The organism is Pseudomonas sp. KB_12, from assembly GCF_052114545.1.
In the GTDB taxonomy this organism is placed as follows: Bacteria; Pseudomonadota; Gammaproteobacteria; order Pseudomonadales; family Pseudomonadaceae; genus Aquipseudomonas; species Aquipseudomonas brassicacearum.
Genome location: NZ_JBFREY010000035.1, coordinates 41190 through 67894 on the forward strand (window position 1 = coordinate 41190; position 26705 = coordinate 67894).

Consider the following 26705-nt stretch of genomic DNA (forward strand, 5'->3'; position numbering starts at 1 on the left):
TGCACGTCCGTATCACCGTTTTTTGCGATGACGAACAAAGGTTAGCGGCGCTCGAGAGCGCTGCCTAGTTCATGAACAGCCCGGCGTGTTGAAGGAAATGTCCGAGGGTTTGGCGGGGAAAAGCACCAAAAGATCGCAGCCGTCGGCAGGTCCTACAGAAATTGCCTAGCGGCTGCCGAAAGCTGCGATTTTTTGATTTGAATGTTTGATGGAGAGATGCACCTTTTCTTACATCACAGAGCATCCGTCGCGTGGTTTTTCGGGAGGTGGTGTGTCAGGTGAGCAATCAAGGGGCTCAGACGCCGCCATCGCGAGCAGGCTCGCTCCCACAGAGAGCGCATGCTGACATTTATTCGGTGCTGCCCAGCCCTTGCCAATGCTTGAGGCCAATGAAGATGAACCGCAGTTGCTGGGTAATCTTCGCCTGGGGCGTGAGGTGTTCGGGGAGGGCTTGGGCGGGTGGGTCGATGATGTCCGGCAGGGTGGCGAACACGCTCTTGACGATGAGGTCGGCCATCACGCCCAAGGCGGCCAGGTCCAGGTGCTGCAGCTTGGGCATCAAGGCCAGGTCGGCTGCCAGGTCCGAGCTGATGTCTTCGCGCAGTTGGGCGATGGCCTGGCGCACCGGCAGGGAGCCGCCGTATTGCTCGCGGGCCAGGAACAGGAACTGCGATCGGTTGGCCTGCACCACATCGAGAAAGATCCGCACCGACGCGTCGATAATGCCGCCCATGACGAATTCGTTGTGGCGTACCAGGCGGATGGTTTCGCGAAAGGTCTGGCCGACTTCGCTGACCAGTGCCAGGCCCAGTTGGTCCATGTCGTCGAAGTGCCGGTAGAACCCGGTGGGCACGATGCCGGCTGTCCGGGCGACTTCCCGCAGGCTCAGGCTGCCGAACCCCCGGCCGCACTCCATCAAATGGCGGGCTGCGTCCATCAGGGCAATTCGGGTCTGTTGTTTCTGTTCGGCGCGGGGCAGCATCGCAAGGCTGGCTTCTGATTCACGGGAGCGACGCACTCTAGCAAATCGGCTTTGCCGACGTCGAACGGTAGAGAGGGATCAGGCGGGGAAAACGAAGGGTTTGAAAAGTTAAAAGCCCGATTGGAGGAATCGGGCTTTTTTCTGGGCCACCATGGGCTCAGCTCACTGCACTGTTGCGTTCGATCACACGGTCACCACCGTCAGCTGCCAGGGTCTGGCCTTGTGGAGTGCGCTCGGTGCCGTCAGCTGCCAGGGTCTGGCCTTGTGGAGTGCGCTCGGTGCCGTCGGCTGCCAGGGTCTGGCCTTGTGGAGTGCGCTCGGTACCGTCAGCTGCCAGGGTCTGGCCTTGTGGAGTGCGCTCGGTGCCGTCAGCTGCCAGGGTCTGGCCTTGTGGAGTGCGCTCGGTGCCGTCAGCTGCCAGGGTCTGGCCTTGTGGAGTGCGCTCGGTACCGTCGGCTGCCAGGCTCTGGCCTTGTGGAGTGCGCTCGGAACCACCCTCGACCAAGCCTTTTTCTTCGAGGCGATCACGACCACCTTCAGCAACAGTCTGGCTGTAGACAGAATGGCTGTCCTTGACCTGTGGCGTGGCTTGTTCGGAGGCTGGCAGGGCGAAAGCCGTAGAGGCCAGCAGTGAAAGGGACAGGCTCATCAGTAATTGGCGTTTCATGGTCGTTGCTCCTTGGGAGGGCGATAAAGTGGGTACGAGGGCAATGCTACTCTCGATAAGTCGATATAAAAGTTCATAAAGACAATGGTAATAATCAACGGAATTGATTGTTCTGGGCGAAGGCTCTAGAACGGGCGTTTCCGAGGTGTGGTTTTGCACCGAGGTGGGTATTTTGTACCCGTCGCTGCCTCGCAAATGTGCGGGCGCGGTAACAGTTTGTTGTCTGATCGGTCAGGAATATTGCATTTTTTTGTGCCGTTCATCGGCACCTGTGGGCTGCTTTACCAGTCCAACCCTTCATAACGAACCGACTGCAGGGTCGTGTTCCCAGCGGCGTCGCGGTTGCGAACGCTGACTTGTCATCAGGAGCCTTGTGCATGACGCGCACCTCGAAAATCCTCGCCTGGAGCTTTGCCAGCCTTGTTGTCCTGCTGGCCGTGCTGGTCCTGGTCATCGCCTTCTTCGACTGGAACCGCATCAAGCCCACGCTCAATGCCAAGATTTCCGAGGAGTTGCATCGCCCCTTTGCCATCAACGGCAATTTGGCGGTTGCCTGGCAGCGTGAACCGGAGGAAGGGGGCTGGCGAGCCTGGATGCCGTGGCCCCATGTGGTGGCCGAGGACTTGAGCCTGGGCAACCCGGATTGGTCGAAAAACCCGCAAATGGTCACGCTGAAACGTGTTGAGTTGCGCGTGTCGCCCTTGGCCCTGCTGGCCCGGCGGGTGGCGATTCCGCGCATCGACTTGACGGAGCCCGACGCCAACCTGCAACGCCTGGCTGACGGGCGCGCCAACTGGACCTTCCAATTCGATCCGAAAGAGCCGGACGCCGAGCCGTCCAGCTGGGTGGTGGACATCGGCGCCATCGGCTTCGACAAGGGCCACGTGACCCTCGACGACCAGACGCTCAAGACCCGGCTCGATCTGTTGATCGACCCGTTGGGCAAACCCATCCCGTTCAGCGATATCGTCGGTGACAAAGCTGCCAAAAAGGCCCTGGACCAGGGCGCGACGCCGCAGGACTACGCGTTCGCCTTCAAGGTCAACGGGCAGTATCACGGGCAAAACCTGGCCGGCTCCGGCAAGGTTGGTGGTTTGCTGGCCTTGCAGGATGCGTCACGACCCTTTCCGCTCCAGGCCCAGGCGAAGATCGCCGAGACCCGCGTCGAACTGGCCGGCACCCTCACCGACCCGAGGAATCTCGGGGCCCTGGACTTGCGCCTGAAGCTGGCCGGCAAAAGCCTGGCTCATCTCTACCCGCTGACCGGCGTGACCCTGCCGGATTCGCCGCCTTATGCCACCGATGGCCACTTGATTGCCAAGCTGCATGAGCCGGGTGGGGCGCTGTTTCGCTATGAGGCGTTCAACGGCAAGATCGGCGATAGCGATATCCATGGCGACCTGGCTTATGTCGCCAGTCAGCCCCGGCCGAAACTCAGTGGCGCGCTGGTCTCCAACCAACTGCTGTTCAGCGACCTGGCGCCGCTGATCGGTGCTGACTCCAATACCGAGCAAAAGGCCCGTGGCGGCGCCAGCAAGCAGCCAGCCGACAAGGTCTTGCCCGTGGAAGAGTTTCGCACCGAGCGTTGGAGCATGATGGACGCTGATGTGGAGTTCACCGGCAAGCGCATTGTCCATAGCGAGCAGTTGCCATTCACCGACCTGTATACCCATCTGGTGCTCAGCGATGGGCAGTTGAGCCTCGAGCCCCTGCGCTTTGGCGTGGCCGGTGGGCGCCTCGATGCGCAGATCCGCCTCAACGGCCATGCCCAGCCCCTTGAAGGCCAGGCGAAATTGACGGCGCGTGGCTTCAAGCTCAAGCAGCTGTTCCCGGGTTTTGAGCCGATGAAAACCAGCTTCGGCGAACTGAATGGCGATGCCGACATCACCGGGCGCGGCAATTCGGTGGCGGCGTTGCTGGGCACCTCCAATGGCACGTTGAAGATGCTCATCAACGACGGCGCCATCAGTCGTGAGCTGATGGAGCTGGCGGGGCTGAACGTCGGCAACTACGTGGTGGGGAAAATCTTTGGTGACAAGGAAGTGAAGATCAACTGCGCGGCGGCGGACTTCGACATCAAGACCGGCCTGGCCACCACGCGCCTGTTCGTGTTCGACACCGAGAACGCGATCATCTACATCGACGGCACGGCGAACATGGCGAATGAACAGCTGGACCTGACCGTTACCCCCGAGTCCAAGGGCTGGCGCCTGATTTCCCTGCGCTCGCCGTTGTACGTCCGGGGCCCGTTCGCCAAGCCCGCCGCCGGGGTCAAGGCGGTGCCGCTGATGCTGCGCGGCGCCGGGATGGTGGCGTTGGGTGTGATCGCCGCGCCGGCGGCGGGGTTGCTGGCGCTGGTGGCGCCCAGCGGCGGTGAGCCGAACCAGTGCGCGCCGCTGCTGGAGCAGATGAAGGCGGGCAAGGCGCCGGTGACGGTCAAGCCCACCCGATAAGCCAGGCTTGCGGTGAGGCGACGGGCCTCATCGCGAGCAAGCTCGCTCCCACAGGGGACCGCATTCTTTCTGGAAGAATGCGGTCAAAATGTGGGGGCGAGCTTGCTCGCGATGGCGGTATTAGAGATCGGCCAGAATGTCGGCCATGTCATCGGCATGCTCTTCTTCCTGGGCCAGGATGTCTTCGAAGATGCGCCGGGTGGTCGGGTCTTTTTCGCCGATGTACTGGATGATTTCCCGATAGCTGTCGATGGCGATCCGTTCGGCCACCAGGTCCTCGTACACCATTTCCTTGAGGGTGTTGCCCGCTACGTACTGGGCGTGGGAATTGCGGGTCAACAGGTCGGGGTTGAACTCCGGCTCGCCGCCCAGCTGCACGATGCGCTCGGCGAGTTTGTCGGCGTGTTCGGCTTCCTGGTTCGCGTGCTCGAGGAATTCGCTGGCCGCCACGCTGGCCTTGAGGCCGGTGGCCATGAAGTAGTGGCGCTTGTAGCGCAGCACGCAGACCAGTTCGGTGGCCAGCGATTCGTTGAGCAGGCGGATGACTTCCTGCCGATCGGCACCGTAGCCTTCGGTCACTGCACCGTTCTGCACGTTCTGCCGTGCCCGTTCGCGCAGGGTGGTTACATCGGATAAGTGCATGTCGCTCATCTCGTTCTCCTGGAGGCTGATCCGGTTGAGGCGTCACGCTCTGATGGCGCGATCACTTCTTAAGGTGGGAGTGATGAGCGAGGCAAAAAGTTTTATGAAATGACCCCGTGTAGGAGCTGCCGAGTGCAACGAGGCTGCGATCTTGCCCCAGACCATTGAGTCATGAGCGAACGCCGAAAGAGCAAAATCAAAAGATCGTCCGAACGCGGCCCGAGCCTTCGGCAGCTCCTACGCCTGCGACATAGCAAACACCGGGGGAAACCCCGACAGCCGTGCTTCCTCCCCTAGCCACTGGAAGAACGCCCGCACCGGCGGATGGCGTTCGCGGCCCGGGACGCACAGGGCGCTGTAGCCGGCGCCATTGACCTGGACGTCCGGGCGATAGCCCACCAGCAAGCCGCTGGCGATGCTTTCGGAAGCCAGGATATTGCTCGCCAGTACCAGGCCCTGCCCGGCAATCGCCGCTTGCAAGGCGTAATGCTCCTCGTCGTACTCGCGCATGCACGGCTGCCGGGTGAGCCAGGTTTCCCCGGCCTGGGTGCACCAGGCATCCCAACCGTGGGCGTACAGCTTGGAGTTGTGCCAATGCACGCTGATCAGCGTCGGCACCTGCCGTGTCGCCAGGGCCACCTGTTCAGGCGAGCCATAGACCCCGAAGCTTTCATCGAACAGGCACATGCCGTACAGGTTCGGGTAGGCGTCCAGGCTGTAGCGCACCACCAGGTCGACGCTGGCGTCCTGGTGCAGGTCGATCACCTCGCAGTGGGTGTCCAGGCGCACGTTGATGTTCGGGTGACGTGCATAAAAACGCCCGAGGCGAGGCACCAGCCACAGGGCGGCAAACGCTGCGGTGGTGGACAGTGTCAGGTGGCTGGTGCTGCGTTGCGGGCGCAGGGTGTCGACGCTTTGCGCTACCTCCAGCAACGCCCCGTGCAGGCTGTGGAACAAGCGTTGCCCGCCCTCGGTGAGGCGCACCTGGCGTGGCAGGCGTTCGAACAGCGCCAGCCCCAGCCAGCTCTCCAGGGATCGAATCTGATGGGAGACCGCCGTAGGCGTCACCGACAGCTCCGCCGCGGCCGCCTTGAAACTGAGCAGTCGCGCGGCTGCCTCGAAGGCGCGCAGGGCGTTGAGCGGCAGGTTGGCGAACATCTGAATTCTCCTGAAAGCACGATAGATGAAATTAATTCATCCAGATGAACTTGCGCTCATTTGTCTGGAAGCAACGCCAGACTTCAAGCTGCAAGGCACAAGCAATGTTGATTGTAGCCGCATAAGAGGAGATTCAGATGAGCAAGATTCTTGTGGTGCATGGCAGCCCCCGTGGCGAGCGTTCTCATTCCCGGCGCCTGGCCGAGGCCTTTGTTTCGGCGTGGCAGGTCGCCCATCCACAATCCCAATTGACCCGTCGCGAAGTTGGACGGACGGTGATTGCGCCGGTCAACGAAGCGTTCATCGCCGCGGCGTTCTATCCTGAGCCCCAGGCTCGACCGTTGATCATGCAAGCGGACCTGGCCCTGAGCGATACCTTGGTCGAAGAGTTGCAAGCCCATGACCGACTGGTGATCTCCGCGCCCATGCACAACTTCAGCGTGCCCAGCGGCGTGAAGGCCTGGATCGACCAGATCGTGCGCATCGGGCTGACGTTCAACCACAGCCTGGATAATGGCGTGTCGCACTACGAGCCGCTGTTGCTGGGCAAGAAAGCCCTGATCGTGACCAGTCGCGGCGATTTCGGTTTCGGGCCTGGCGGCCCGTTGGAGAGCATGAACCACGCCGACACGCTGTTGCGCACCGTCCTGGGGTTTATCGGCATCACCGATGTGACGGTGGTGGCGGCGGAAGGCGAAGAATCGGCCGAGCGCAGCTTTGCGTTGTCCTGCGCCGAGGCCGAGGAGCGTTTGCTGGCCCTGGCACGGTCCTTCTGAGAGGGGCTGCTGCGCAGCCCAACGGGAGCAAGCTCTGGCCACGGATTCATCTGGGTGTCATAGACTGGTCATCATCGATACCGATGCTGATCGCTCTTGATCACAAGGACGCCGCCATGTCGCAACGCTGCGCCACTCGTTATCCGCTGGTACTGGTCCCGGGCATGCTCGGGTTCATCCGCCTGGTGTTGTATCCGTACTGGTATGGGATCGTCTCGGCGTTGCGTCGCTGCGGGGCCGTGGTCGTGGCAGTGAAGGTTTCGCCGCTGCATTCTTCCGAGGTGCGCGGCGAGCAATTGCTGGCGCGGATCGAGGAGGTACTGCGGCAAACCGGTGCGCAGAAAGTCAACCTGATCGGCCACAGCCAGGGCAGCCTCACCGCCCGCTATGCGGCCGCCAAACGCCCGGATCTGGTGGCGTCGGTCACGTCGGTGGCCGGCACCAACCACGGCTCCGAACTGGCGGATTACTTGCAAGCCCATTACCCCGCCGACAGTGCCAAGGGGCGCGTGCTCAGTGCCGTGCTGCGCCTGATCAGCGCCCTGATGAGCCTGCTGGACACCGGCTATCGCGGGCCGAAGCTGCCGGTGGATATTCACGCCTCCCATGCCTCCCTGACCACCGCCGGGGTGGCGCTGTTCAATCAACGTTATCCACAGGGCCTGCCGGCAACCTGGGGCGGGAATGGACCGGAAGAGGTCAATGGCGTGCGTTATTACTCGTGGTCCGGCACCTTGCAGCCGGGCAAGACCGACAAAGGGCGCAACCTGTTCGACGGCACTAACCGCAGCTGCCGTTTATTTGCGCGTACGTTTGTGAGGGAAGCGGGGCAATGCGACGGCATGGTCGGACGCTACAGCTCGCACCTGGGCACGGTCATCGGCGATGACTATCCGCTGGACCACTTCGATATCGTCAACCAATCGCTGGGACTGGTGGGCAAGGGGGCCGAGCCGATCCGGTTGTTTGTCGAGCATGCCGAGCGGTTGAAGGCTGCCGGGGTGTAGCCCGTTAGGAGGACCGCATTATCGTTCATCGCGAGCAAGCTCGCTCCCACAGTGGATTGGTGTTGCTAGGTCCATTGTGGGAGCGAGCTTGCTCGCGAAAGCGGTAGATCAGGCCCAGAGAATCTACCTGGTGAAGGTGTAACAGGCTTTGTCTACACTGCACCTCATCGCCACACCCTCGTGTGGCAGCCAGGAGAAACATCATGAAGATGCTGCGTGTCCCTCTGTTGATGATTGGTTTGCTACTGTGTTCCCAGGGCTTCGCCGCGACGGCGCAGCAGACCAAGATGACCACCTGCAACGCCGACGCCACCGCCAAGACGCTCAAGGGCGACGAGCGCAAGGCGTTCATGAGCACCTGTCTCAAGGCTACCGCTGCACCGAGCACCCCGCAGGAACGTATGAAAACCTGCAACGCCACCGCCACCACCCAGGCGTTGAAGGGCGATGCCCGCAAAGCGTTCATGAGTGATTGCCTGAAGAAGAAATAAGCGTTGAACCCATGGGGCCGGCACAGCCACCGCAAAAAAAACCCTGAACTGCGACTAAGGTCGGCCGATACAATCCCTAGTGCTGCCAGTGGAAGGCTGGCAGACTGCCGATCCTTTCACGCCGTTTTGTCCTGAGGCTGTATGCCAACGTTTTCTCAGCGTCATGTGTTGTTGGTGATCAGTTGGGTGATCATTTTTGGTGGGCTGTTGCTGGTGCTGCCGCTGCGCCTGTTGCCGAGCCTGCTGGCCGGGCTGCTGGTGTTCGAACTGGTCAACATGCTCACCCCGCAGTTGCAGCGACTGATCGAAGGCCGCCGTGCCCGTTGGTTGGCGGTGGCGTTGCTGGGCACGCTGGTGGTCAGTGTGCTGACGCTGATCTTCGCCGGCGCCATCAGTTTCCTGTTGCATGAAGCGGAAAATCCAGGCGCGTCCCTGGACAAGTTCATGACCGTGGTCGACCGTGCCCGCGGGCAATTGCCGCCGTTCATCGACGCTTACCTGCCGGCCAGCGCCGCCGAGTTCCGGGTGGCGATCGGTGACTGGGTGAGCAAGCACCTGAGCGACCTGCAACTGGTGGGCAAGGACGCGGCCCACATGTTCGTGACGTTGCTCATCGGCATGGTGCTGGGGGCCATCGTTGCCCTGCAGCGCATCCCCGACCTGACCAAGCGCAAGCCCCTGGCCGCGGCGCTGTTCGATCGCCTGAACCTGCTGGTCAAGGCGTTTCGCAACATCGTCTTCGCCCAGATCAAGATTTCCTTGCTCAACACCTTCTTCACCGGGATTTTCCTGGCGGTGGTGCTGCCGCTGTTCGGCATCAAGCTACCGCTGACCAAGACCCTGATCGTGATGACGTTCCTGTTGGGGCTGCTGCCGGTCATTGGCAACCTGATGTCCAACACGCTGATCACCATTGTCGGCCTGTCGATATCGATCTGGGTGGCGGTGGCGGCGCTGGGCTACCTGATCCTGATTCACAAGCTCGAGTACTTCCTCAATGCCCGCATCGTCGGCGGGCAGATCAGCGCCAAGTCCTGGGAGTTGCTCATGGCGATGCTGGTATTCGAAGCCGCATTCGGCCTGCCGGGGGTGGTGGCGGGGCCGATTTATTATGCGTATCTCAAGAGTGAGTTGAAGCAGGTGGGGATGGTCTGATCGGGCAGTTGTATTGCCTGGTCTACCGCTTTCGCGAGCAAGCTCGCTCCCACAGTTAACCGAGTGAATGCGGTCAACTGTGGGAGCGAGCTTGCTCGCGATTCAGACGCCTCGGTCTGGGATCAGACCTGGCTCCCATACCGCTTCATCGCCTCGATCGCCAACCCGCTGCCGATACTGCCGAAGATATTGCCTTCCACATGTCGCGCCTGGGGCAGCATCGCCGAGACGCTGTTGCGCAGCGCCGGGATGCCGCTGGAACCGCCGGTGAAGAACACCGTGTCGACCTGATCGACCCGCACGTTGGCATCGTTGAGCAACTGCGTGACGCTGCCGCGTACCCGCTCCAGCAAGCCGTCGATGGCCGACTCGAACAAGGCCCGGCTCAGGTCCACGCTCAGGCCCGGCTCGATCCGGTCCAGGAGCAAATGGCGCTGGTCGGCGTGGGTCAGCTCAATCTTGGTTTCTTCCACTTCCATCGCCAGCCAGTGCCCGGCGCGCTGTTCGATCAGCTTGAACAGCCGGTCGATGCCGCCGGTGTCTTCGATGTCGTAGCGCATGCTGCCCAGGGCGAGGGTGGATTTTTGCGAGTACACCGCGTTGATGGTGTGCCAGGTCGCCAGGTTCATGTGGTGACTGGTGGGCATGTAGGCGCCACTCTTCATGCGGCTGCCGTAGCCGAACAGCGGCATCAGGCCGGCCAGCGAGAGTTGCTTGTCGAAATCGGTCCCGCCGATGTGCACACCACCGGTGGCGAGGATGTCGTCGTGGCGGTTGTCGTGGGTGCGGCGCTCGGGGGACAGGCGCACCAGGGAAAAGTCCGAAGTACCGCCGCCGATGTCGACGATCAGCACCAGCTCTTCTTTCTCGATGGTCGATTCATAGTCGAATGCCGCTGCGATAGGCTCGTACTGGAACGAAACCTCCTTGAAACCGATGGCGCGGGCGACGTCCACCAAAGTGTTTTCCGCTTCCTGGTCGGCCATTTCATCGTCGTCGACGAAAAACACCGGGCGACCCAGCACCACTTCTTCGAATTCCCGACCGGCGGTGGCTTCGGCGCGTTTCTTCAACTGGCCGATGAACAGCCCCAGCAGATCCTTGAACGGCATGGCCGTGCCCAACACGCTGGTGTCGTGCTTGATCAGCTTGGAGCCCAGCAGGCTCTTGAGCGAGCGCATCAGCCGGCCTTCGTAGCCTTCCAGGTATTCGTGCAGGGCCAGGCGGCCATACACCGGACGGCGTTCCTCGAGATTGAAAAAGACCACCGAAGGCAGGGTGATCTTGTCGTCCTCCAGCGCGATCAACGTTTCCATGCCGGGGCGCAGCCAGCCGACAGTGGAGTTGGACGTGCCAAAGTCGATGCCGCAGGCACGGGCCGGGGATGCGTTTTTCATGTCTTTCGGGTTCCAGTTGAAAAAACGGCCGCGCAGTGTATGTCAGTGCGGCGCGGATTCGAAGGCCGGTTATCTGCTAATTCGCAAACACCGGCCTTGAAAGACAGGCTTATACCCCCAAACTTGCTGGCATGGGCCTGGTAGCACAGGGCGGGTACAAGAACCGCCACCGGCTGCCGATAAACTTCTGACGCACCGTCCGGTCACAAACCTTGAGATTGGTCAAACTCCGGGGCTTGTACCACGAGCATGCTGTGCATGGCGGTGCTATATCGATAACGGATGGTGATCCTTCAATGGACTTCAAAGATTATTACAAGATCCTGGGTGTCGAGCCGACGGCTGACGACGCCACGATCAAGGCTGCCTATCGCAAACTGGCGCGCAAGTACCACCCGGATGTAAGCAAGGAAAAGGACGCCGAGACCAAGTTCAAGGACGTCTCCGAAGCCTATGAAGCGCTGAAAAGCGCCGACAAGCGCGCCGAATACGACGACCTGCGCCGCTACGGCCAGCACGGCCAGCCGTTCCAGGGCCCGCCGGGTTGGCAGAGCCGTGGTGGTTTTGGCGGCCAGGACACCGGCGACTTCTCGGACTTCTTCAGTTCTATTTTTGGTAATCGCGGGCCGGGTTTCGGTGGCGGACAGTCAGGTCGCAGCGCCGGCCGTCGAGGGCAAGACGTGGAAATGGAATTAGCGATCTTCCTGGAAGAGACCCTGTCGAGCGAGTCGAAAAAGGTCAGCTTCCAGGTGCCGCAGTACAACGCGGCCGGCCAGCATGTGAGCAACACCAGCAAAAGCCTGAACGTGAAGATTCCGCTGGGGGTGACCGACGGCGAACGCATCCGCCTCAAGGGCCAGGGCGCACCGGGTATCGGTGGCGGTGCCAATGGCGACTTGTACCTGACCATTCGTTTCGCCCCGCACCCCAAGTTCGACGTCGAAGGCCAGGACCTGATCATCACCTTGCCCCTGGCACCGTGGGAATTGGCGCTGGGCACCGAAGTGGCGGTGCCGACCCTCACCGGCAAGATCAACCTCAAGGTTCCGGCCGGCAGCCAGAACGGCCAGCGCATGCGCGCCAAGGGCCACGGCCTGCGCAACAAGGCCGGCGAGCGCGGCTACCTGTTCGTGCAGCTCAAGGCCGTGATGCCCAAGGCCAGCGACGAGGCGGTCAAGGCGTTGTGGGCGGAACTGGCGAAGAAAGCCACGTTCGATCCGCGGGAGAACTTCTGAACACGGCCGGTCTTTGAACATCGTCCGTAGGAGCTGACGAGTGGAACGAGGCTGCGATCTTTTGATCTTTCGCTCTAGACTCAATGGGTAGTGGAAAGATCGCAGCCTCGTTCCACTCGTCAGCTCCTACGCTCCTACACAGTTACAGCATTGGGAGAAGCAGACCATGAGCAACCCGATCATTGAACTGAACCTGAGGGAGTTCTGCGAGGCCGCCGCGTTGGCGGATGTCCATGTCATCGAAATCGTCGAACATGGGATCCTCGAGCCCGAAGGCACGGTGCCGACAGACTGGCGCTTCACCGATTACGAACTGCTCCTGGCCAAGCGTGCCGCGAAGCTGCGACACGACCTGGACCTGGAATGGGAAGGCGTCGCCCTGGCGCTGGACCTGCTGGAAGAAGTCCAGCAACTGCGGGCCGAGAACCGTCGGCTGCGTCAGCAACTGGGGCGTTGGGTGGAATGAATGGTGCGGGTCAGGACGACATTCGGATCGAAAGAGCGATAGATAGTTACCGCACTCACCGCTGAAAGGCTGGTTAGGCTCGGGTTTTCCACCATCAAGGATGACCCGATATGCCAGAACCGATTCTTGCCCCCGTGCGCCCCGAAGGCCGCGGCCTGCACTTGGACCTGCTCAAGGCCCGTATTCCCGGCTGGTACAGCGGCGCTATCATGCAGCGTCAGCAGGAGTTGAGCGACCATGAGCTGGAACTTCCAGACTGGTACGTGAAGACTTCCCACGAAACCAGGACCAGCCTCAAGCACAGTCACTCCCGCTACCGCGAAACCCTGAACCAGATCGACAATGTGCTGGGCAACATCCAGGACATCCGCGCCTTTGCCGAGCGGCTGCTTACCCAGGCGATCCAGACTGAATTCAAGCAAACACTGAACGTCAACCAGGTGTATTTCGTCCGCAAGTACGGGCTCAAGATGCGCGATGATTTTTTCGGCGCGCTCGTCCTCGATAACGAGGGCAGTCATTTCGATCGCTACGAATACCGCGGCACTTCGCTGCTGGAGGCCGCGCTGGCCAATTTCGAGCCCGACGAAGAGAACAAACCCGGCTGCACCGACTGCAGCCTCGTTACCACGGTGCGTCCGTTTTATGGTGGCGAGGTTATTCCTTCTATCAACGCCTTTCGCGCCGGGGAGTTGCCGATCGCGCCCGAGGCCTTTGCCAGGCTGTGCCGCAAACTGGACCTGGGACGCCGGTATCAAGAACACATCAACGCCATCGTACGGCCGATCAACCACGAGGTATGCAGCCAGTTGGATCGCCAACTGCGCGACCATCACAAAGAGGGATTGGCGTTGTGTGTCGAGGTGGCCAGGGCCAAGGGCGACATCAGCGTGGCCGTCTACCGAATGTTGCAGCAAGTGGTCAGCGACCAACGTGCGATCTTGCTTGATGGCCGGGCGGTGACGTTCACCTCATTGAGCATTTTCGGTATCGAGCTGGTTGGTCCAGTGCTGATCGGCCCCGACCGTGAAAGCAGTCGCCGGGCGGAGCGGGTCGTGGCCTATATGCCGGGCGATCCCGAACAGCCTCTCAAGGAATATGCTTCCAGCGCTGAATTCATGGTCGATCTTCGGCGGCGCCTGCACGGTATCGCTTACCGGCGATTCTTCAGTCGTTTTGTGCCGTTGCGTCAGCAAGGCGCTTTTTTCGAGCAGTTCAACCACCTCTATCAATCTTCCACAGAGGCAGATGATCAGGTCGATTTCCCTCTCAAATCGTCGTTGCGGAATCTGCCCATGGCAACGGCAGCCTTTCCCGAACCTTTATGGGAGTCGCTGCGTCTCAGGCAGATCCAGAAAATCCAGCTCGATGCACGCGCAGTGGCGGTGCCCACCGGTGACGAAGACAAAAAAGCCCGTCTGGCGCGGCTGGACAGTTACCTGGATGCCGTGATCGATGTCTTCAACCTGGCAGCGTTCGTGGTGCCAGGGCTTGGGCCGCTGATGCTGACGGTAGGCGCCGTGCAGATGTTCAACGAAGCGTTCGAGGGCATCGAAGCGTTCGAGCGCGGGGAGACCAGGGAAATGTGGGCGCACTTCTCAAGCGTGGCCCTCAACACGGCATTCGTCGCCACCGGCGCGGCGGTGTTGCCGCACATTCAATGGTCGAGCACGGTGGATCAGTTGGAGCCGGTCCAACTGGCCAACGGTGAATCACACCTCTGGCGCCCCGACCTGACGCCTTATCAGAGTGTGCGGGAACCACCCGCGACCTCGGTTCCGGATGCTCAAGGGCTGTACCGGGTCGATGGCCGGGACGTTGTGCCGCTGGACGGCCAGCATTACGAGGTGCAACAGGATCCGACGACCCGGCGCTATCGCATTCGTCACCCTTCCCGGGGGCCGGACGCTTATCAGCCCGGGCTGACGGACAACGGCAGCGGTGCCTGGAGCCATGAACTGGAACAGCCGCGAAGCTGGGAGGGGGCGACGTTGATGCGCCGACTCGGCCATTGCGTCAAGGATTTCAGTGACGCTGATCTGGAGCAGATCCGCACGGCCAGTGGTACGAGCGAGGAGGTGCTGCGGCGGCTGCATGTCGAGGGCGAGCCGATGCCTGCTTTGCTGGCCGACACGATCAAGCGCTTCGACCTGTGCCGACAAGTCGACCGTTTCATTGAGCAACTGCAAAGCGAAGACCCGCTGCGGTATGAAGCAGCCGATCCGATGACCCAGCTGCATCTACTCGCTGGCTACGGTCCTTGGCCAAAGGGGCTGAGATTGACGGTGGTCGACGGCTCGGGCAAGACGCTTTGGGAATATGCTCGTCCATCGGAAGGGGGCGCCCCGTTTCGAGATGTCATCATCCCCGAGGGGAAAGTCCGCACGCCTTCGGTGCTGAAGAATCTGATCCAGGCGGTGGATGCTGCGGGGGGCGACCTGTTGGTCGGTACGACCCCGGCGATTGCGAAAACGAATATGGACGCTCGGGTCCGGCAGTTGCGCAAAAAACTCGTCGCCGTGGTGGCGCGCGAAAAGGTGCAACTGTTCAACGATCATTACGCCAAAGGTGACGTGTCGAGCGACCCGCGTGCAACGCTGATCAAATCCCGTTTCCCCTCGGTTCCGGCGGCGGCAATCGACCAGATAGTAGCGTTTGCCAGCCCGACCGAGCATCAGCAGATGGCCGCTTGGGACTTCACGGATGCCACCCAGACCAAACCCATCCCACTGCGCATCGCCGAGGAGCTGCGTGACTACCAGCGAGCGCTGCGTTTGAACCGGGCATACGAAGGTTTACACCGTGAAACGCTGGCCACGGCTGACACGCCTCGGTTGGCGTTGGCGACCTTGAAAACCTTGCCCGGTTGGAGTGATACGGTGCGCATCGAGCTGCGCGAAGATGACGTTTCAGGCGTTGTGATCGAGAGTATCGGGCCACAAGACCCGACGCAGACCAAGATCGTGGTCAAGGACGATGATCGTTACAAGGCCTTTGACGACAAAGGCAATGACCTGAGCCACTGGGGGAGTCTCTACGATGCCTTGCAACATGCCCTCCCGGATGCCGAGCGTCAGGCCATGGGCCGGCCTTCGATGCATCAGGGCAATCTCTTGCAAGCGGCTATTGGTGCAACACCATTAGACCAAGTCGCGCTGGCGCAGCTCTTGAAAATGCCACCGCTCAAACCCTCCTTCAAGTCGCCGATGCGCCTGGCTTCGGGCAAGGTTGGCTATCCCATGAGTGGGGTACGGGACCGGCTGGGCCTGGGCCGGTCGCGGGAACGTCGGGTGCTGGACTTGTACCCGGACTATACGAGCGAGCAAGTCCAGAGCCTGCTGCGGTCCTTGGGTGATGAAGCCGTTCCGGAACTCAAGCGGCGTAAAATCGAGTTGGATACGCTGCGCCGGGAGCTGGATCACTGGGCCAGCCTCCCCCTGATGCTGGATGTGGGTAATGACCGTATCCGGCGGGTGCCGCCAGCGGTCAGGCAAGGGGTGGCTGAGCGCATCAAACGGTGCTGGAGGCGCCAGACGCCGGTCGTTACGGCGGTGGATGGCAGCAGGGTCGGGTATGAGCTTGATTTGAGTGGGCAGGACGTAGGAACGTTGCCGGGCCTGTCGGCCGACTTTAGCCATGTGGCCTCGCTAAAGCTTCGAGACATGAGGTTGTCGGAATCCTCCTGCGACAGATTCCTCACGGGCTTCTCCTCGCTTCGCTGGTTGGACATGTCCAGCAACAGGTTGACCGATATTCCTGCATCGCTGGGGTTGATGAATGGTTTGACCAGGCTGCAGTTGCGGTCGAATCAAATCAGGTTGACACCCCGCGGCATTCAGATCCTGGAGGGGCGTGCCAGTCTGAAAATTCTCAACCTGGATCATAATTCGCTGGGCCGGTTACCGGACTTCAGCCCTCTGACCAACCTGCGCGGATTGAGTCTGAGGGACACTGGAATTGACACCTGGCCTACCGGTTTGCGCGATCAGCCGCTGGAACAGATTGATTTACGCAACAACCAACTGACCGATGTGCCGGCTGATCTGACTTCCCCGCCAGCCGAGCGTGCTCATGCCACGGCACGTGTCAATGGCGTGACCCTGATCCAAGGTAATCCGTTGAGCGAGGCGACCCAGCAGCGCTTGCGTGATTACTGGACGAACCTTTTCCCATTGCATCCCGAATGGGTGGCCTTGCGTTTGCACGGTGCGTTTGAGCCTGCCCCGGCGCAAAGGCTGTCGAATGTGGATCTATGGTTGCGAGACCTGCCCACGGAGCAATTGCAGGACAAAAAGGCGTTGTGGCAAAGCCTGAAGGCTGAAGCCCAATCCAGGGAGTTTTTTCAGCTGTTGAACCGATTGGCCGGCTCCTACCAGGAAGTGGAAAATTATCCGGACCTCCAGGCGCGTGTCTGGCAGATGCTTGAAGCGATCAGGGATTGCACCGAGTTGCGGCGTGAACTGTTCGACCTGGCTGGCGCGCCGGCGTGTGAGGATCGCGCCGCGTTGTCCTTCAGCTACCTGGAAATCAAATTGATGATCCACAACGCCAAGGCCCTGACGGTGGGAGAACAGGAGGCTGTGGCGCTGATCTGGCTGGCCAAGGGGCTGTTTCGCCTCGACGAAGTGGAGCGCATTGCCCTGCAGGATATCCAGCAGCGGCGTGACACGATCAATGCCCGCCGGGATCTCACCACCGCGCAGAAGAACCGGCTCATCAGGCAGATCGAAGAAGTAGAGGTGCGCCTGGCCTACCGGGTCGGTCTCAAGGATCGACTGGAACTGCCCGGACAGCCCAAGGGTGGGCGATTTATCCAGATGGCCGGCGTTACGGCAGAGATGCTCAATGCGGCGGCAGCCGCGATCATCGCGCTGGATGATTCACCGAAGCAATTGCAGTCGCTGGTTGGCCGGGACTTTTGGATCGATTACGTGAAGCAAAACCGCGCGAGCCTTTTCCAGGCGATGAATGATGCCCTCATCGCCGATCAGCTTGAGCTGGATGAGGCGAAAGCGGCCGGAACCCTGGAGGAGCCCGACTATGTCAGCCAATCCGAGGCACTGGGCTTGCAACACAAGGTCAAGGAAGCGGAGCTGATCCAGTTATTGACCGAAGAGGAGCTGGAGGCGCTGGTGGAAAGCACGGACCTATAAGACGACCCCGAAAAAATGTGGGAGCGAGCTTGCTCGCGATGGCGGCGGCACATTCAACACGTATGCAAGCTGAACCATCGCTATCGCGAGCAAGCTCGCTCCCACAGGATCAAAACAGGAAATAGCGCTGCGCCATCGGCAGCACTTCGGCCGGCTCGCACCACAGCAATACGCCGTCGGCCTTGACCTGGTAGGTCTGTGGGTCAACGTCGATGCTCGGCAGGTAATCGTTGTGGATCAGGTCGGTTTTCTGTACATCGCGGCAGCCTTTGACCACGGCGATTTTCTTCTTCAGCCCAAGCTGTTCCGGCAACCCGGCCTCGGCGGCGGCCTGGCTGATGAAGGTCAGGCTGGTGGCATGCCGCGAGCCGCCAAAGCTGGCGAACATCGGTCGGTAGTGCACTGGTTGCGGCGTCGGGATCGAGGCGTTGGCGTCGCCCATCAGGCTGGCGGCAATCGCCCCGCCCTTGAGGATCAACGTCGGCTTGACGCCGAAGAACGCTGGGCGCCACAGCACCAGGTCGGCCCACTTGCCCACTTCGATGGAGCCCACTTCATGGCTGATGCCGTGGGTGATCGCCGGGTTGATGGTGTACTTGGCGATGTAGCGCTTGATGCGGAAGTTGTCGTTGCCTTCGCCGTCGCCGGGCAGGGCGCCGCGTTGTTTCTTCATCTTGTCGGCGGTCTGCCAGGTGCGCGTGATGACTTCGCCGACGCGGCCCATGGCCTGGCTGTCGGAGCTGATCATCGAGAAGGCACCGAGGTCATGGAGAATGTCTTCGGCGGCGATGGTCTCGCGGCGGATGCGGCTTTCGGCGAAGGCCACGTCTTCGGCAATGCTCGGGTCCAGGTGATGGCAGACCATCAGCATGTCCAGGTGTTCGTCGATGGTGTTGCGGGTGAACGGCCGGGTCGGGTTGGTGGAGCTGGGCAGCACGTTGGCGAAGCCGCAGGCCTTGATGATGTCCGGCGCATGACCGCCACCGGCACCTTCGGTGTGGTAGGTGTGGATGGTGCGACCCTTGAAGGCGGCGAGGGTGGTTTCGACGAAGCCCGATTCGTTGAGGGTGTCGGTGTGGATCGCCACCTGCACGTCGTACTGGTCGGCCACGCTCAAGCAGTTGTCGATGGCGGCCGGGGTGGTGCCCCAGTCTTCGTGCAGCTTCAGGCCGATGGCACCGGCCTTGACCTGTTCGATCAACGGCTCCGGCAGGCTGGCGTTGCCCTTGCCGGTGAAACCGATGTTCATCGCGAAGGCATCGGCGGCCTGGAGCATGCGCGCAAGGTGCCATGGGCCGGAGGTACAGGTGGTGGCGTTGGTCCCGGTGGCGGGACCGGTGCCGCCACCGATCATGGTGGTGACGCCGCTCATCAGCGCTTCTTCGATCTGCTGGGGGCAGATGAAATGGATGTGGGTGTCGATGCCGCCGGCGGTGAGGATCATGCCTTCGCCGGCGATCACTTCGGTGCTGGCGCCGATGGCGATGGTCACGTCGGGCTGGATGTCCGGGTTGCCGGCCTTGCCGATGGCCGCGATGCGGCCGTCCTTGAGGCCGACATCGGCCTTGACGATGCCCCAGTGGTCGATGATCAGCGCGTTGGTGATCAAGGTGTCGACGACCTCGGCGGCCAGCAGCTGGCTTTGGCCCATGCCGTCGCGAATCACCTTGCCGCCGCCGAATTTCACTTCTTCGCCGTAGGTGGTGAAGTCCTTTTCCACTTCGATCCACAACTCGGTGTCGGCCAGGCGGACCTTGTCACCGACGGTGGGGCCGAACATGTCGGCGTAGGCTTGTCTCGAAATCTTCATGTGCTTTCCTGATCGTTCCCACGCTCTGCGTGGGAATGCCGCCATGGACGCTCTGCGTCCGCTTGTGTGACGCGGAGCGTCACGGGATGCATTCCCACGCAGAGCGTGGGAACGAGCTGACGCTTAGTCCAATTCGCCCATGACCCGCCCGGCAAACCCGAACACCCGGCGATGCCCGGCCAGGTCCACCAGCTCCACCTCGCGGCTCTGGCCTGGTTCGAAGCGCACTGCGGTGCCGGCCGGGATGTTCAAGCGCATGCCGCGGCTGGCGGCGCGGTCGAAGGTCAGGGCGTCGTTGGTTTCGAAAAAGTGATAGTGCGAACCGACCTGGATCGGCCGGTCGCCGCTGTTGGCGACGTTCAGCGTGAGCGTGCGGCGACCGACGTTGAGTTCGATGTCGCCAGGCTGGACCTGGTATTGCCCTGGAATCATTGCGGTTGCCCCAAAGTCTTGTAGTAAATGGTGGTCGCGGTATACGTCCCGTCCGGGCTCTGGCAGTAGTCGGGCAGCTCGCCGACGCGGGTGTAGCCCATGGCCCGGTAGAACGCCTCGGCCTCGGAGCCGGCCTGGGTGTCGAGGTACAGCAGGCCGCGCTTGTGCTGGCGGGCGCCGAGTTCCAGGGCACTCATCAATTGCTGGCCCAGGCCACGGCGGCGGGCCTCGCCGCGCACCAGCAGCTTCTGCACTTCGGCGCGGTTGAGGCCGTTGGGCTTCTGGCACAGGGCAAGCTGGACGCTGGCCTGCACCTGTTCATCCTTGACCACCACCCACAGCAGCAGGTGGCCCTGGTTGAGGCTGGCCTGGACCTCGTCGAAATAGGCGCGGGCCTGGTCGGCATCGAGATCGGCCAGGAACCCCACGCTGGCGCCGTATCCGACGGCGTCGAGCAACAGATCGATCAGGCCCTGGCGATAATGCGCAAAGCTTTCAGCGTGGACACGACGTAACTGGGCGGGGTTCATAGGCATCACTCCTTGTCGAAGACGGGCGGTTGCGCCCCGGGATTGAGGACCAACTGCATGAAAGTCAGATCCAGCCAGCGGCCGAACTTGGTACCCACCTGGGGCATCTGCCCGGTGGTGACGAAACCTGTGCGCTCGTGCAGGCGAATCGAGGCGGCATTGCCGCTCTCGATGGCGGCGACCATCACGTGTTTGCCGCAGGCCCTGGCGCGCTCGATCAATGCGCTCATCAACAACGGGCCGAGGCCATTGCCGCGCTGGTCGCGGCGGACGTAGACCGAATGCTCCACGGTGTGCCGGAAACCGTCGAAAGGCCGCCAGTCGCCGAATGAAGCGTAGCCGAGCACGTTCTCCTCGGCGTCGACCATCACCAGCACCGGATAGCCTTGGGATTGTCGGGCGCTGAACCACGCCTGGCGATTGCCCAGGTCCACGGCCTGTTCGTTCCAGATCGCGGTGGTGTTCAGTACCGCGTCGTTGTAGATATCGCGGATCGCTGGCAGGTCCGCCAGTTGGGCGTCACGCACGCGGTAAGTCATGGCGTGGCCTCAGGCGATGGGTTGGTGGACGGTGACCAGTTTGGTGCCGTCGGGAAACGTCGCCTCGACCTGGATCTCGGGGATCATTTCCGGAATGCCTTCCATCACCTGCTCGCGGCTCAGCAGCGTGGTGCCGTAGTGCATCAGCTCGGCGACGGTCTGGCCGTCACGGGCGCCTTCGAGCAGGGCCGCGGAAATGTAGGCCATGGCCTCCGGGTAGTTGAGCCTCAGGCCACGGGCCAACCGTCGTTCGGCGACGAGGCCAGCGGTGAAGATCAGCAGCTTGTCTTTTTCGCGTGGGGTCAGGTCCATGTGCAATCCATAAGGGCAGATAAAAAATTTTCGCTGTAAACCCATTCCACTGTGGGAGCGAGCTTGCTCGCGATAGCAATCGAACATTCAACATAGCCATTGGCTGATACACCGCTATCGCGAGCAAGCTCGCTCCCACAGGAAAAGCAGATTCATGTGCTCCAGATTCGGGGTGGCACGGCCTCTCTGCCAAGCAATGCAGGCCTGAGCAAACGCCACAACTCAATCAACCACCCGCGCGCCAGCAACGCCTCGCTCGCCAGGCAGCGGGCCACGACCAGGCCGGGTAATTGGGTCAGGTCGCCGCGCACGGCATGGCCCAGGGATCGGCAGTGTTCCAGCAATTCGCTGTCGATCTCGCCGGTCACCAGCAACGTGGCGAACACCGGATCGCCGCCCAGCCCGATGGGTGAGTCGAGCAACCCATCACCGCCCACAATGCGCTGGCGCTCGTGCCACAGCAACTGGCCGTCGCGGCGAATGTCCAGCCGTGATTGAAAGTGCCCCAGGTCAAACCGCTCGCCGCTGGCCGGTCGGCCGAGGGCAACCATGTCCCAGTAGAACAGGCGCCCGTCGCCCTGCAAGTCGATGCTCGTGCTGAGTTCGGCCTGGGCCGCGCTGAAGACGATGGTTTCCTGGGGCAGCCATTCCAGGGTCGCGCCGGGGGCCACGCTCAGGGTCAACTGCTGGTACGCAGGGCCGGCGGCGCGATACCACTTGGCCGCGCCCGGGCTGGTCAACTGCGCCCAGGCGCCCGGGCCGACGTGGGCCGAGATGTCCAGGCGGTCACCGCCGGCAATCCCTCCGGGCGGGTGGACGATGATGTGCTGGCACACTTCGGGGCCCTCGGCGTACAAGTGCTTCTGCACCCGCAGCGGACCTTTGTGGCGGCGCTGAACCGGACGTGTGCAGTCGCCGAATCGGGCATAACCCAAGTCCAGCTCGGCGTGCCAGCTGGGGGTGAACAGGGCTGATGACGAAACAGGTAGATTCATGATTTTCTAATGATCGTCGGGACGCTAAGGCTAGATCGTAACCAGCCCGCGCACACCCTCGGTTTCCATATTTTCTCCACGGCCCTGCTGCACGATCTCGCCCCGGGACATCACCAGGTACTGATCGGCCAGCTCGGCGGCGAAGTCGTAGAACTGCTCCACCAGCAAAATCGCCATGTCGCCCCGGGCCGCCAATTTCTTGATCACCACGCCGATCTCCTTGATCACCGAGGGCTGGATGCCTTCGGTGGGCTCGTCGAGAATCAGCAGGCGCGGACGGCTGGCCAGGGCCCGGCCAATGGCGAGCTGCTGTTGCTGGCCGCCGGACAGGTCACCGCCACGACGCTGTTTCATTTGCAGCAGCACCGGGAACAATTCGTAGATGAATGCCGGCACTTCCTTGGCTTCGGAGCCGGGAAAGCGCGACAGGCCCATCAGCAGGTTTTCTTCCACCGTCAGCCGCCCGAAAATCTCCCGGCCCTGGGGCACGTAGGCGATACCGGCATGCACCCGTTGGTGGGGCTTGAACGTAGTGATGGCTTTGCCTTCCCAGTTCACCGCGCCTTCCTTGGCCGGCAACAGGCCCATCAGGCATTTGAGCAGGGTGGTCTTGCCTACGCCGTTGCGCCCCAGCAGGCAGGTCACCTCGCCGACCTTGGCGTCGAACGACAGGCCCCGCAGGATGTGGCTACCGCCGTAGTACTGGTGCAGTTTGTCGACTTGCAGCATGTCTTGAATTCCCCTCAAGTCCCCTGTGGGAGCAATAGCTTTCTGTAGAAGCAATACCTTTCTGTGGGAGCAAAGCTTGCTCGCGATGAACGATAACGCGGTCCTTCCGATGGACCGAGGCGCTGCTATCGCGAGCAAGCTTTGCTCCCACAGGCTCGCTCCCACAGGGGAACAGTGTTTGCAGGTCTAGCGACCGAGATACACCTCGATCACCCGCTCATTTTCCTGCACCTGTTCCAGCGACCCTTCGGCCAGCACGCTGCCCTGGTGCAGTACGGTGACGTGGTCGGCGATTGCGCCGACGAAGCCCATGTCGTGCTCCACCACCATCAGCGAATGCTTGCCCGCCAAGGACTTGAACAGCTCGGCGGTGAACTCGGTCTCGGCGTCGGTCATGCCCGCCACCGGTTCGTCGAGCAGCAGCAATTGCGGGTCTTGCACCAGCAGCATGCCAATCTCCAGGAACTGCTTCTGCCCGTGGGACAGCAACCCGGCGGCGCGGTTGACCGAGGTGGTGAGGCGGATGGTCTCGAGCACTTCGCTGATGCGATCGTGCTGCTCGCCAGTGAGTTTCGCCCGCAGGCTGGCCCACACCGATTTGTCGGTCTTGAGCGCCAGCTCCAGGTTTTCGAACACGCTCAACGCTTCGAACACCGTGGGCTTCTGGAACTTGCGACCGATGCCGGCCTGGGCGATCGCCACTTCGCTCATGCTGGTCAGGTCCAGGGTTTCGCCGAACCAGGCCTTGCCATGGCTGGGGCGGGTCTTGCCGGTGATCACGTCCATCAGCGTGGTCTTGCCGGCGCCGTTGGGGCCGATGATGCAGCGCAACTCGCCGACGCCGATGTACAGGTTCAAATCGTTCAAGGCCTTGAAACCGTCGAAACTGACGCTGATGTCTTCCAGGGTCAGGATGGTGCCGTGGCGGGTGTTCAGGCCCACGCCGGCCGCTTGGCCGAGGCCGATGGCGTCGCGGCTGCTGCCAGCGTCCTGGTTGGGTTCCGGCGGGAAGAAGGCGGGTTCGAGCATGAATTCGGCACTCGCTGTGATTCTCATTGTTCACCTCTTTTCTTCAGCAGACCGATCACGCCCTTGGGCAGATACAGGGTCACGACGATGAACAGCGCACCGAGGAAAAATAGCCAGTACTCAGGAAACGCCACGGTGAACCAGCTCTTCATGCCGTTGACTACGCCGGCACCCAGCAGCGGTCCGATCAGCGTGCCGCGCCCGCCAAGGGCGACCCACACGGCGGCCTCGATGGAGTTGGTCGGCGACATTTCGCTGGGGTTGATGATGCCCACCTGCGGCACGTACAACGCCCCGGCCAGGCCGCACAACACCGCGCTCAACACCCAGACGAACAGCTTGAAACCACGGGGATCGTAACCGCAGAACATCAGGCGGTTTTCCGCGTCGCGCAGGGCCGTCAGCACCCGGCCGAACTTGCTGCGGGCCAGGCGCCAGCCGATGAACAGGCTCGCCACCAGCAATAACACCGTGGCGAAAAACAGCACCGCACGGGTGCCCGGCTCGGTGATGCCAAAGCCCAGGATCGAGCGGAAATTGGTGAAGCCGTTGTTGCCGCCAAACCCGGTTTCGTTGCGGAAAAACAACAGCATCCCGGCGAAGGTCAGGGCCTGGGTCATGATCGAGAAATACACGCCCTTGATCCGCGAACGGAAGGCGAAGAAACCGAACACCAACGCCAGCAAACCCGGCGCCAGCACCACCAGGCACATGGCCCAGAGGAAACTGTCGGTGCCGGCCCAGTACCAGGGCAGCTCGGTCCACGACAAGAAGGTCATGAACGCCGGCAAGCCATCGCCAGCGGCCTGGCGCATCAGGTACATACCCATGGCGTAGCCGCCCAGGGCGAAGAACAGGCCGTGGCCCAGGGAGAGCAAGCCGGCGTAGCCCCAGACCAGGTCGAGGGCCAGGGCGACGATGGCGTAGCAGAGAATCTTGCCCACCAGGGTCAGGGTATACGCCGAGACGTGCAGCGGATTGTCCGCCGCCAGCAGCGACAGTAGCGGCAGGCTCAACAGCACGGCCAGGATCAACATGCCGACGACGAGGGTAATTTTGGGACCGGCCTTTTGCGTGGCCGTGAGCATCAGGGGCTGGTTCATCAGTCGATTACCCGTCCTTTGAGCGCGAAGAGGCCTTGCGGACGCTTCTGGATGAACAGAATGATCAGCGCGAGGATCAGGATCTTGCCGAGCACGGCGCCGATCTGCGGTTCGAGGATCTTGTTGGCGATGCCCAGGCCGAACGCGGCGAACACGCTACCGGCCAACTGGCCGACGCCGCCGAGCACCACCACCAGGAACGAGTCGATGATGTAGCTCTGGCCCAGGTCCGGGCCGACGTTGCCGATCTGGCTCAGGGCCACGCCGCCCAACCCGGCGATGCCCGAGCCGAGGCCGAAGGCGAGCATGTCCACCCGCCCGGTGGGCACGCCGCAGCAGGCGGCCATGTTGCGGTTCTGCGTCACCGCGCGGACGTTCAGGCCCAGGCGCGTCTTGTTCAGCAACAGCCAGGTCAGCACCACCACGAACAAGGCAAAGGCGATGATCACGATGCGGTTGTATGGCAGCACCAGATTCGGCAACACCTGAATGCCGCCTGAGAGCCAGGCCGGGTTGGCGACTTCGACGTTCTGCGCGCCGAACACCAGGCGCACCAGTTGGATCAGCATCAGGCTGATGCCCCAGGTGGCGAGCAGGGTTTCCAGCGGCCGCCCGTAGAGGTGGCGAATCACCGTGCGCTCCAGGGCCATGCCGATAGCGGCGGTAATGAAAAATGCCACCGGCAGGGCGATCAGCGGATAGAACTCGATGGCGTTCGGGGCGAAGCGCTGGAACAGCATCTGCACCACATAAGTGGAGTAGGCACCCAGCATCAGCATCTCGCCGTGGGCCATGTTGATCACCCCCAGCAGGCCGAAGGTGATGGCCAGGCCGAGGGCGGCGAGCAGCAGGATCGAACCCAGGGACATGCCGCTGAAGGCTTGGCCCAGCAACTCGCCCACCAGGAGTTTGCGCTTGACCTGGCTGAGGCTGGTTTCGGCAGCGGTGCGCACACTGGCATCGCTTTCGACGCCGGGTTCGAGCAAACCTTCCAGGCGTGTGCGGGCCAATGGATCGCCGGTTTCCCCCAGCAGGCGGACGGCGGCCAGGCGTACGCCCGGGTTGGCGTCTACCAGTTGCAGGTTCGCCAGGGCCAGGCTCAGGGCGGCGTGTACATCTTCGTCCTGCTCGCCGGCCAGTTGCCGGTCGAGAAACGCCAGTTGCGCCGGGCGGGCACTTTTTTGCAGTTGCTGCGCCGCGCCAAGGCGTACGCGGGCATCGACGGCGAGCAATTGATGGCTGGCGAGGGCGGTTTCGATCAGCCCGCGCAAGCGGTTGTTCAGACGCAGGGTCTTGGGTTGGCCGTCGACGGTCAACTGGCCCTGTTGCAGGGCGTTGATCAGTTCGACGCGTTCCGGCTCCGGCTGCGCGGCCCAGGTCTCCAGGAGCTTGGCCTGCTGGGTCGGGTTGGCGGCGACGAAGTCTTCGGCGTCACCGGCGTGGGCCTCCAGTGGCAACAGCAGCACCAGGGCGAGGATGAGGCGGTAAAGGGCGGTGGGCATATGCTAGGCCTTGCGCGGTGCTTTTTTGTGGGAGCGAGCTTGCTCGCGATAGCGGTGTGTCAGTCACATGTCTTCTGGCTGATCCGCCGCTATCGCGAGCAAGCTCGCTCCCACAGGGGTTGTGTGTCGACCCGGGGATTGG

General features: G+C 62.0%; 23 protein-coding genes. 8 read left to right on the top strand and 15 right to left on the bottom strand.

The window, feature by feature from the left end:
* Positions 1-349: 349 nt before the first annotated feature.
* On the bottom strand, positions 350-982 hold the full coding sequence (locus AB4Z20_RS23390; protein WP_014336338.1) for a TetR family transcriptional regulator: 633 nt from the start codon (positions 980-982) through the stop codon (positions 350-352).
* A gap of 157 nt (positions 983-1139) precedes the next feature.
* On the bottom strand, positions 1140-1649 hold the full coding sequence (locus AB4Z20_RS23395) for a hypothetical protein (protein ID WP_442090671.1): 510 nt from the start codon (positions 1647-1649) through the stop codon (positions 1140-1142).
* A 377-nt stretch (positions 1650-2026) separates the two neighbouring features.
* On the opposite strand from AB4Z20_RS23395, the gene AB4Z20_RS23400 reads away from it, so the two are divergent.
* Positions 2027-4102, top strand: coding sequence for an AsmA family protein (locus AB4Z20_RS23400; protein WP_442090672.1), 2076 nt, complete (start codon positions 2027-2029; stop codon positions 4100-4102).
* A gap of 120 nt (positions 4103-4222) precedes the next feature.
* Here AB4Z20_RS23400 and AB4Z20_RS23405 read toward each other — a convergent pair whose 3' ends face one another.
* A complete protein-coding gene (locus tag AB4Z20_RS23405; RefSeq protein WP_214511424.1) occupies positions 4223-4753 on the bottom strand; it encodes a ferritin-like domain-containing protein in 531 nt (176 codons plus the stop codon).
* Between the two features lie 228 nt (positions 4754-4981).
* Positions 4982-5902: a LysR substrate-binding domain-containing protein gene (locus AB4Z20_RS23410; RefSeq protein ID WP_253471295.1), complete on the bottom strand. Its 921-nt coding sequence runs from the start codon at positions 5900-5902 to the stop codon at positions 4982-4984.
* 137 nt (positions 5903-6039) lie between these two features.
* Here AB4Z20_RS23410 and AB4Z20_RS23415 point away from each other — a divergent pair, with 137 nt between their 5' ends.
* From AB4Z20_RS23415 to AB4Z20_RS23430, 4 genes are all read left to right on the top strand, one after another.
* Entirely contained in the window at positions 6040-6678 is a 639-nt protein-coding gene (locus AB4Z20_RS23415) for an FMN-dependent NADH-azoreductase (RefSeq protein WP_253471296.1), read from the top strand.
* Between the two features lie 116 nt (positions 6679-6794).
* Positions 6795-7685: an alpha/beta fold hydrolase gene (locus AB4Z20_RS23420; RefSeq protein WP_442090673.1), complete on the top strand. Its 891-nt coding sequence runs from the start codon at positions 6795-6797 to the stop codon at positions 7683-7685.
* A gap of 203 nt (positions 7686-7888) precedes the next feature.
* On the top strand, positions 7889-8176 hold the full coding sequence (locus tag AB4Z20_RS23425; RefSeq protein ID WP_258690275.1) for a PsiF family protein: 288 nt from the start codon (positions 7889-7891) through the stop codon (positions 8174-8176).
* A 141-nt stretch (positions 8177-8317) separates the two neighbouring features.
* The gene (locus tag AB4Z20_RS23430; RefSeq protein ID WP_214511419.1) at positions 8318-9331 is read left to right on the top strand and encodes an AI-2E family transporter; all 1014 of its coding nucleotides are present in this window, start codon (positions 8318-8320) and stop codon (positions 9329-9331) included.
* A gap of 122 nt (positions 9332-9453) precedes the next feature.
* Here the strand turns inward: AB4Z20_RS23430 and AB4Z20_RS23435 are convergent, their stop codons facing one another.
* Positions 9454-10728: an Hsp70 family protein gene (locus AB4Z20_RS23435; RefSeq protein ID WP_253471302.1), complete on the bottom strand. Its 1275-nt coding sequence runs from the start codon at positions 10726-10728 to the stop codon at positions 9454-9456.
* A 296-nt stretch (positions 10729-11024) separates the two neighbouring features.
* Here AB4Z20_RS23435 and AB4Z20_RS23440 point away from each other — a divergent pair, with 296 nt between their 5' ends.
* The 3 genes from AB4Z20_RS23440 to AB4Z20_RS23450 all read left to right on the top strand — a co-directional run bounded on the left by AB4Z20_RS23440 (position 11025) and on the right by AB4Z20_RS23450 (position 17582).
* Entirely contained in the window at positions 11025-11963 is a 939-nt protein-coding gene (locus AB4Z20_RS23440; protein WP_442090674.1) for a DnaJ C-terminal domain-containing protein, read from the top strand.
* A 166-nt stretch (positions 11964-12129) separates the two neighbouring features.
* The gene (locus AB4Z20_RS23445) at positions 12130-12429 is read left to right on the top strand and encodes a chaperone modulator CbpM (protein WP_253471306.1); all 300 of its coding nucleotides are present in this window, start codon (positions 12130-12132) and stop codon (positions 12427-12429) included.
* A gap of 344 nt (positions 12430-12773) precedes the next feature.
* Positions 12774-17582 (top strand): NEL-type E3 ubiquitin ligase domain-containing protein, encoded by a 4809-nt coding sequence (locus AB4Z20_RS23450; RefSeq protein WP_442090675.1) that lies wholly within the window; start codon positions 12774-12776, stop codon positions 17580-17582.
* A gap of 109 nt (positions 17583-17691) precedes the next feature.
* Here the strand turns inward: AB4Z20_RS23450 and ureC are convergent, their stop codons facing one another.
* The 10 genes from ureC to urtB all read right to left on the bottom strand — a co-directional run bounded on the left by ureC (position 17692) and on the right by urtB (position 26563).
* Complete coding sequence (gene ureC, locus AB4Z20_RS23455) at positions 17692-19392, bottom strand: urease subunit alpha (RefSeq protein ID WP_018611880.1); 1701 nt, start codon at positions 19390-19392, stop codon at positions 17692-17694.
* 123 nt (positions 19393-19515) lie between these two features.
* Positions 19516-19824: an urease subunit beta gene (locus AB4Z20_RS23460; RefSeq protein WP_046064368.1), complete on the bottom strand. Its 309-nt coding sequence runs from the start codon at positions 19822-19824 to the stop codon at positions 19516-19518.
* Positions 19821-20354: a GNAT family N-acetyltransferase gene (locus tag AB4Z20_RS23465; RefSeq protein ID WP_018611882.1), complete on the bottom strand. Its 534-nt coding sequence runs from the start codon at positions 20352-20354 to the stop codon at positions 19821-19823. The genes AB4Z20_RS23460 and AB4Z20_RS23465 overlap by 4 nt, the downstream gene beginning before the upstream one ends.
* 5 nt (positions 20355-20359) lie before the next feature.
* The gene (locus tag AB4Z20_RS23470; RefSeq protein WP_253471310.1) at positions 20360-20893 is read right to left on the bottom strand and encodes a GNAT family N-acetyltransferase; all 534 of its coding nucleotides are present in this window, start codon (positions 20891-20893) and stop codon (positions 20360-20362) included.
* Between the two features lie 9 nt (positions 20894-20902).
* Complete coding sequence (gene ureA / locus AB4Z20_RS23475; RefSeq protein ID WP_116834063.1) at positions 20903-21205, bottom strand: urease subunit gamma; 303 nt, start codon at positions 21203-21205, stop codon at positions 20903-20905.
* A gap of 152 nt (positions 21206-21357) precedes the next feature.
* Positions 21358-22200 carry an urease accessory protein UreD gene (locus AB4Z20_RS23480; RefSeq protein WP_253471312.1) on the bottom strand — a complete coding sequence of 281 codons (843 nt, stop codon included), beginning with the start codon at positions 22198-22200 and terminating at the stop codon, positions 21358-21360.
* 30 nt (positions 22201-22230) lie between these two features.
* Positions 22231-22929 carry an urea ABC transporter ATP-binding subunit UrtE gene (gene urtE, locus AB4Z20_RS23485; RefSeq protein ID WP_253471314.1) on the bottom strand — a complete coding sequence of 233 codons (699 nt, stop codon included), beginning with the start codon at positions 22927-22929 and terminating at the stop codon, positions 22231-22233.
* A 186-nt stretch (positions 22930-23115) separates the two neighbouring features.
* Positions 23116-23985, bottom strand: a complete 870-nt coding sequence (gene urtD / locus AB4Z20_RS23490) for an urea ABC transporter ATP-binding protein UrtD (protein ID WP_214511413.1) — start codon at positions 23983-23985, stop codon at positions 23116-23118.
* Complete coding sequence (gene urtC, locus AB4Z20_RS23495; protein WP_258690279.1) at positions 23982-25061, bottom strand: urea ABC transporter permease subunit UrtC; 1080 nt, start codon at positions 25059-25061, stop codon at positions 23982-23984. The genes urtD and urtC overlap by 4 nt, the downstream gene beginning before the upstream one ends.
* On the bottom strand, positions 25061-26563 hold the full coding sequence (urtB, locus tag AB4Z20_RS23500; protein ID WP_320389835.1) for an urea ABC transporter permease subunit UrtB: 1503 nt from the start codon (positions 26561-26563) through the stop codon (positions 25061-25063). Before urtB ends, urtC begins: the two co-directional genes overlap by 1 nt.
* Positions 26564-26705 lie beyond the last annotated feature (142 nt).

Coding starts and splice junctions, on each gene's coding strand:
- AB4Z20_RS23390 (WP_014336338.1), bottom strand. CDS start 982: ATGCTGCCCCGCGCCGAACAGAAACAACAGACCCGAATTGCCCTGATG.
- AB4Z20_RS23395 (WP_442090671.1), bottom strand. CDS start 1,649: ATGAAACGCCAATTACTGATGAGCCTGTCCCTTTCACTGCTGGCCTCT.
- AB4Z20_RS23400 (WP_442090672.1), top strand. CDS start 2,027: ATGACGCGCACCTCGAAAATCCTCGCCTGGAGCTTTGCCAGCCTTGTT.
- AB4Z20_RS23405 (WP_214511424.1), bottom strand. CDS start 4,753: ATGAGCGACATGCACTTATCCGATGTAACCACCCTGCGCGAACGGGCA.
- AB4Z20_RS23410 (WP_253471295.1), bottom strand. CDS start 5,902: ATGTTCGCCAACCTGCCGCTCAACGCCCTGCGCGCCTTCGAGGCAGCC.
- AB4Z20_RS23415 (WP_253471296.1), top strand. CDS start 6,040: ATGAGCAAGATTCTTGTGGTGCATGGCAGCCCCCGTGGCGAGCGTTCT.
- AB4Z20_RS23420 (WP_442090673.1), top strand. CDS start 6,795: ATGTCGCAACGCTGCGCCACTCGTTATCCGCTGGTACTGGTCCCGGGC.
- AB4Z20_RS23425 (WP_258690275.1), top strand. CDS start 7,889: ATGAAGATGCTGCGTGTCCCTCTGTTGATGATTGGTTTGCTACTGTGT.
- AB4Z20_RS23430 (WP_214511419.1), top strand. CDS start 8,318: ATGCCAACGTTTTCTCAGCGTCATGTGTTGTTGGTGATCAGTTGGGTG.
- AB4Z20_RS23435 (WP_253471302.1), bottom strand. CDS start 10,728: ATGAAAAACGCATCCCCGGCCCGTGCCTGCGGCATCGACTTTGGCACG.
- AB4Z20_RS23440 (WP_442090674.1), top strand. CDS start 11,025: ATGGACTTCAAAGATTATTACAAGATCCTGGGTGTCGAGCCGACGGCT.
- AB4Z20_RS23445 (WP_253471306.1), top strand. CDS start 12,130: ATGAGCAACCCGATCATTGAACTGAACCTGAGGGAGTTCTGCGAGGCC.
- ureC (WP_018611880.1), bottom strand. CDS start 19,392: ATGAAGATTTCGAGACAAGCCTACGCCGACATGTTCGGCCCCACCGTC.
- AB4Z20_RS23460 (WP_046064368.1), bottom strand. CDS start 19,824: ATGATTCCAGGGCAATACCAGGTCCAGCCTGGCGACATCGAACTCAAC.
- AB4Z20_RS23465 (WP_018611882.1), bottom strand. CDS start 20,354: ATGAACCCCGCCCAGTTACGTCGTGTCCACGCTGAAAGCTTTGCGCAT.
- AB4Z20_RS23470 (WP_253471310.1), bottom strand. CDS start 20,893: ATGACTTACCGCGTGCGTGACGCCCAACTGGCGGACCTGCCAGCGATC.
- ureA (WP_116834063.1), bottom strand. CDS start 21,205: ATGGACCTGACCCCACGCGAAAAAGACAAGCTGCTGATCTTCACCGCT.
- AB4Z20_RS23480 (WP_253471312.1), bottom strand. CDS start 22,200: ATGAATCTACCTGTTTCGTCATCAGCCCTGTTCACCCCCAGCTGGCAC.
- urtE (WP_253471314.1), bottom strand. CDS start 22,929: ATGCTGCAAGTCGACAAACTGCACCAGTACTACGGCGGTAGCCACATC.
- urtD (WP_214511413.1), bottom strand. CDS start 23,985: ATGAGAATCACAGCGAGTGCCGAATTCATGCTCGAACCCGCCTTCTTC.
- urtC (WP_258690279.1), bottom strand. CDS start 25,061: ATGAACCAGCCCCTGATGCTCACGGCCACGCAAAAGGCCGGTCCCAAA.
- urtB (WP_320389835.1), bottom strand. CDS start 26,563: ATGCCCACCGCCCTTTACCGCCTCATCCTCGCCCTGGTGCTGCTGTTG.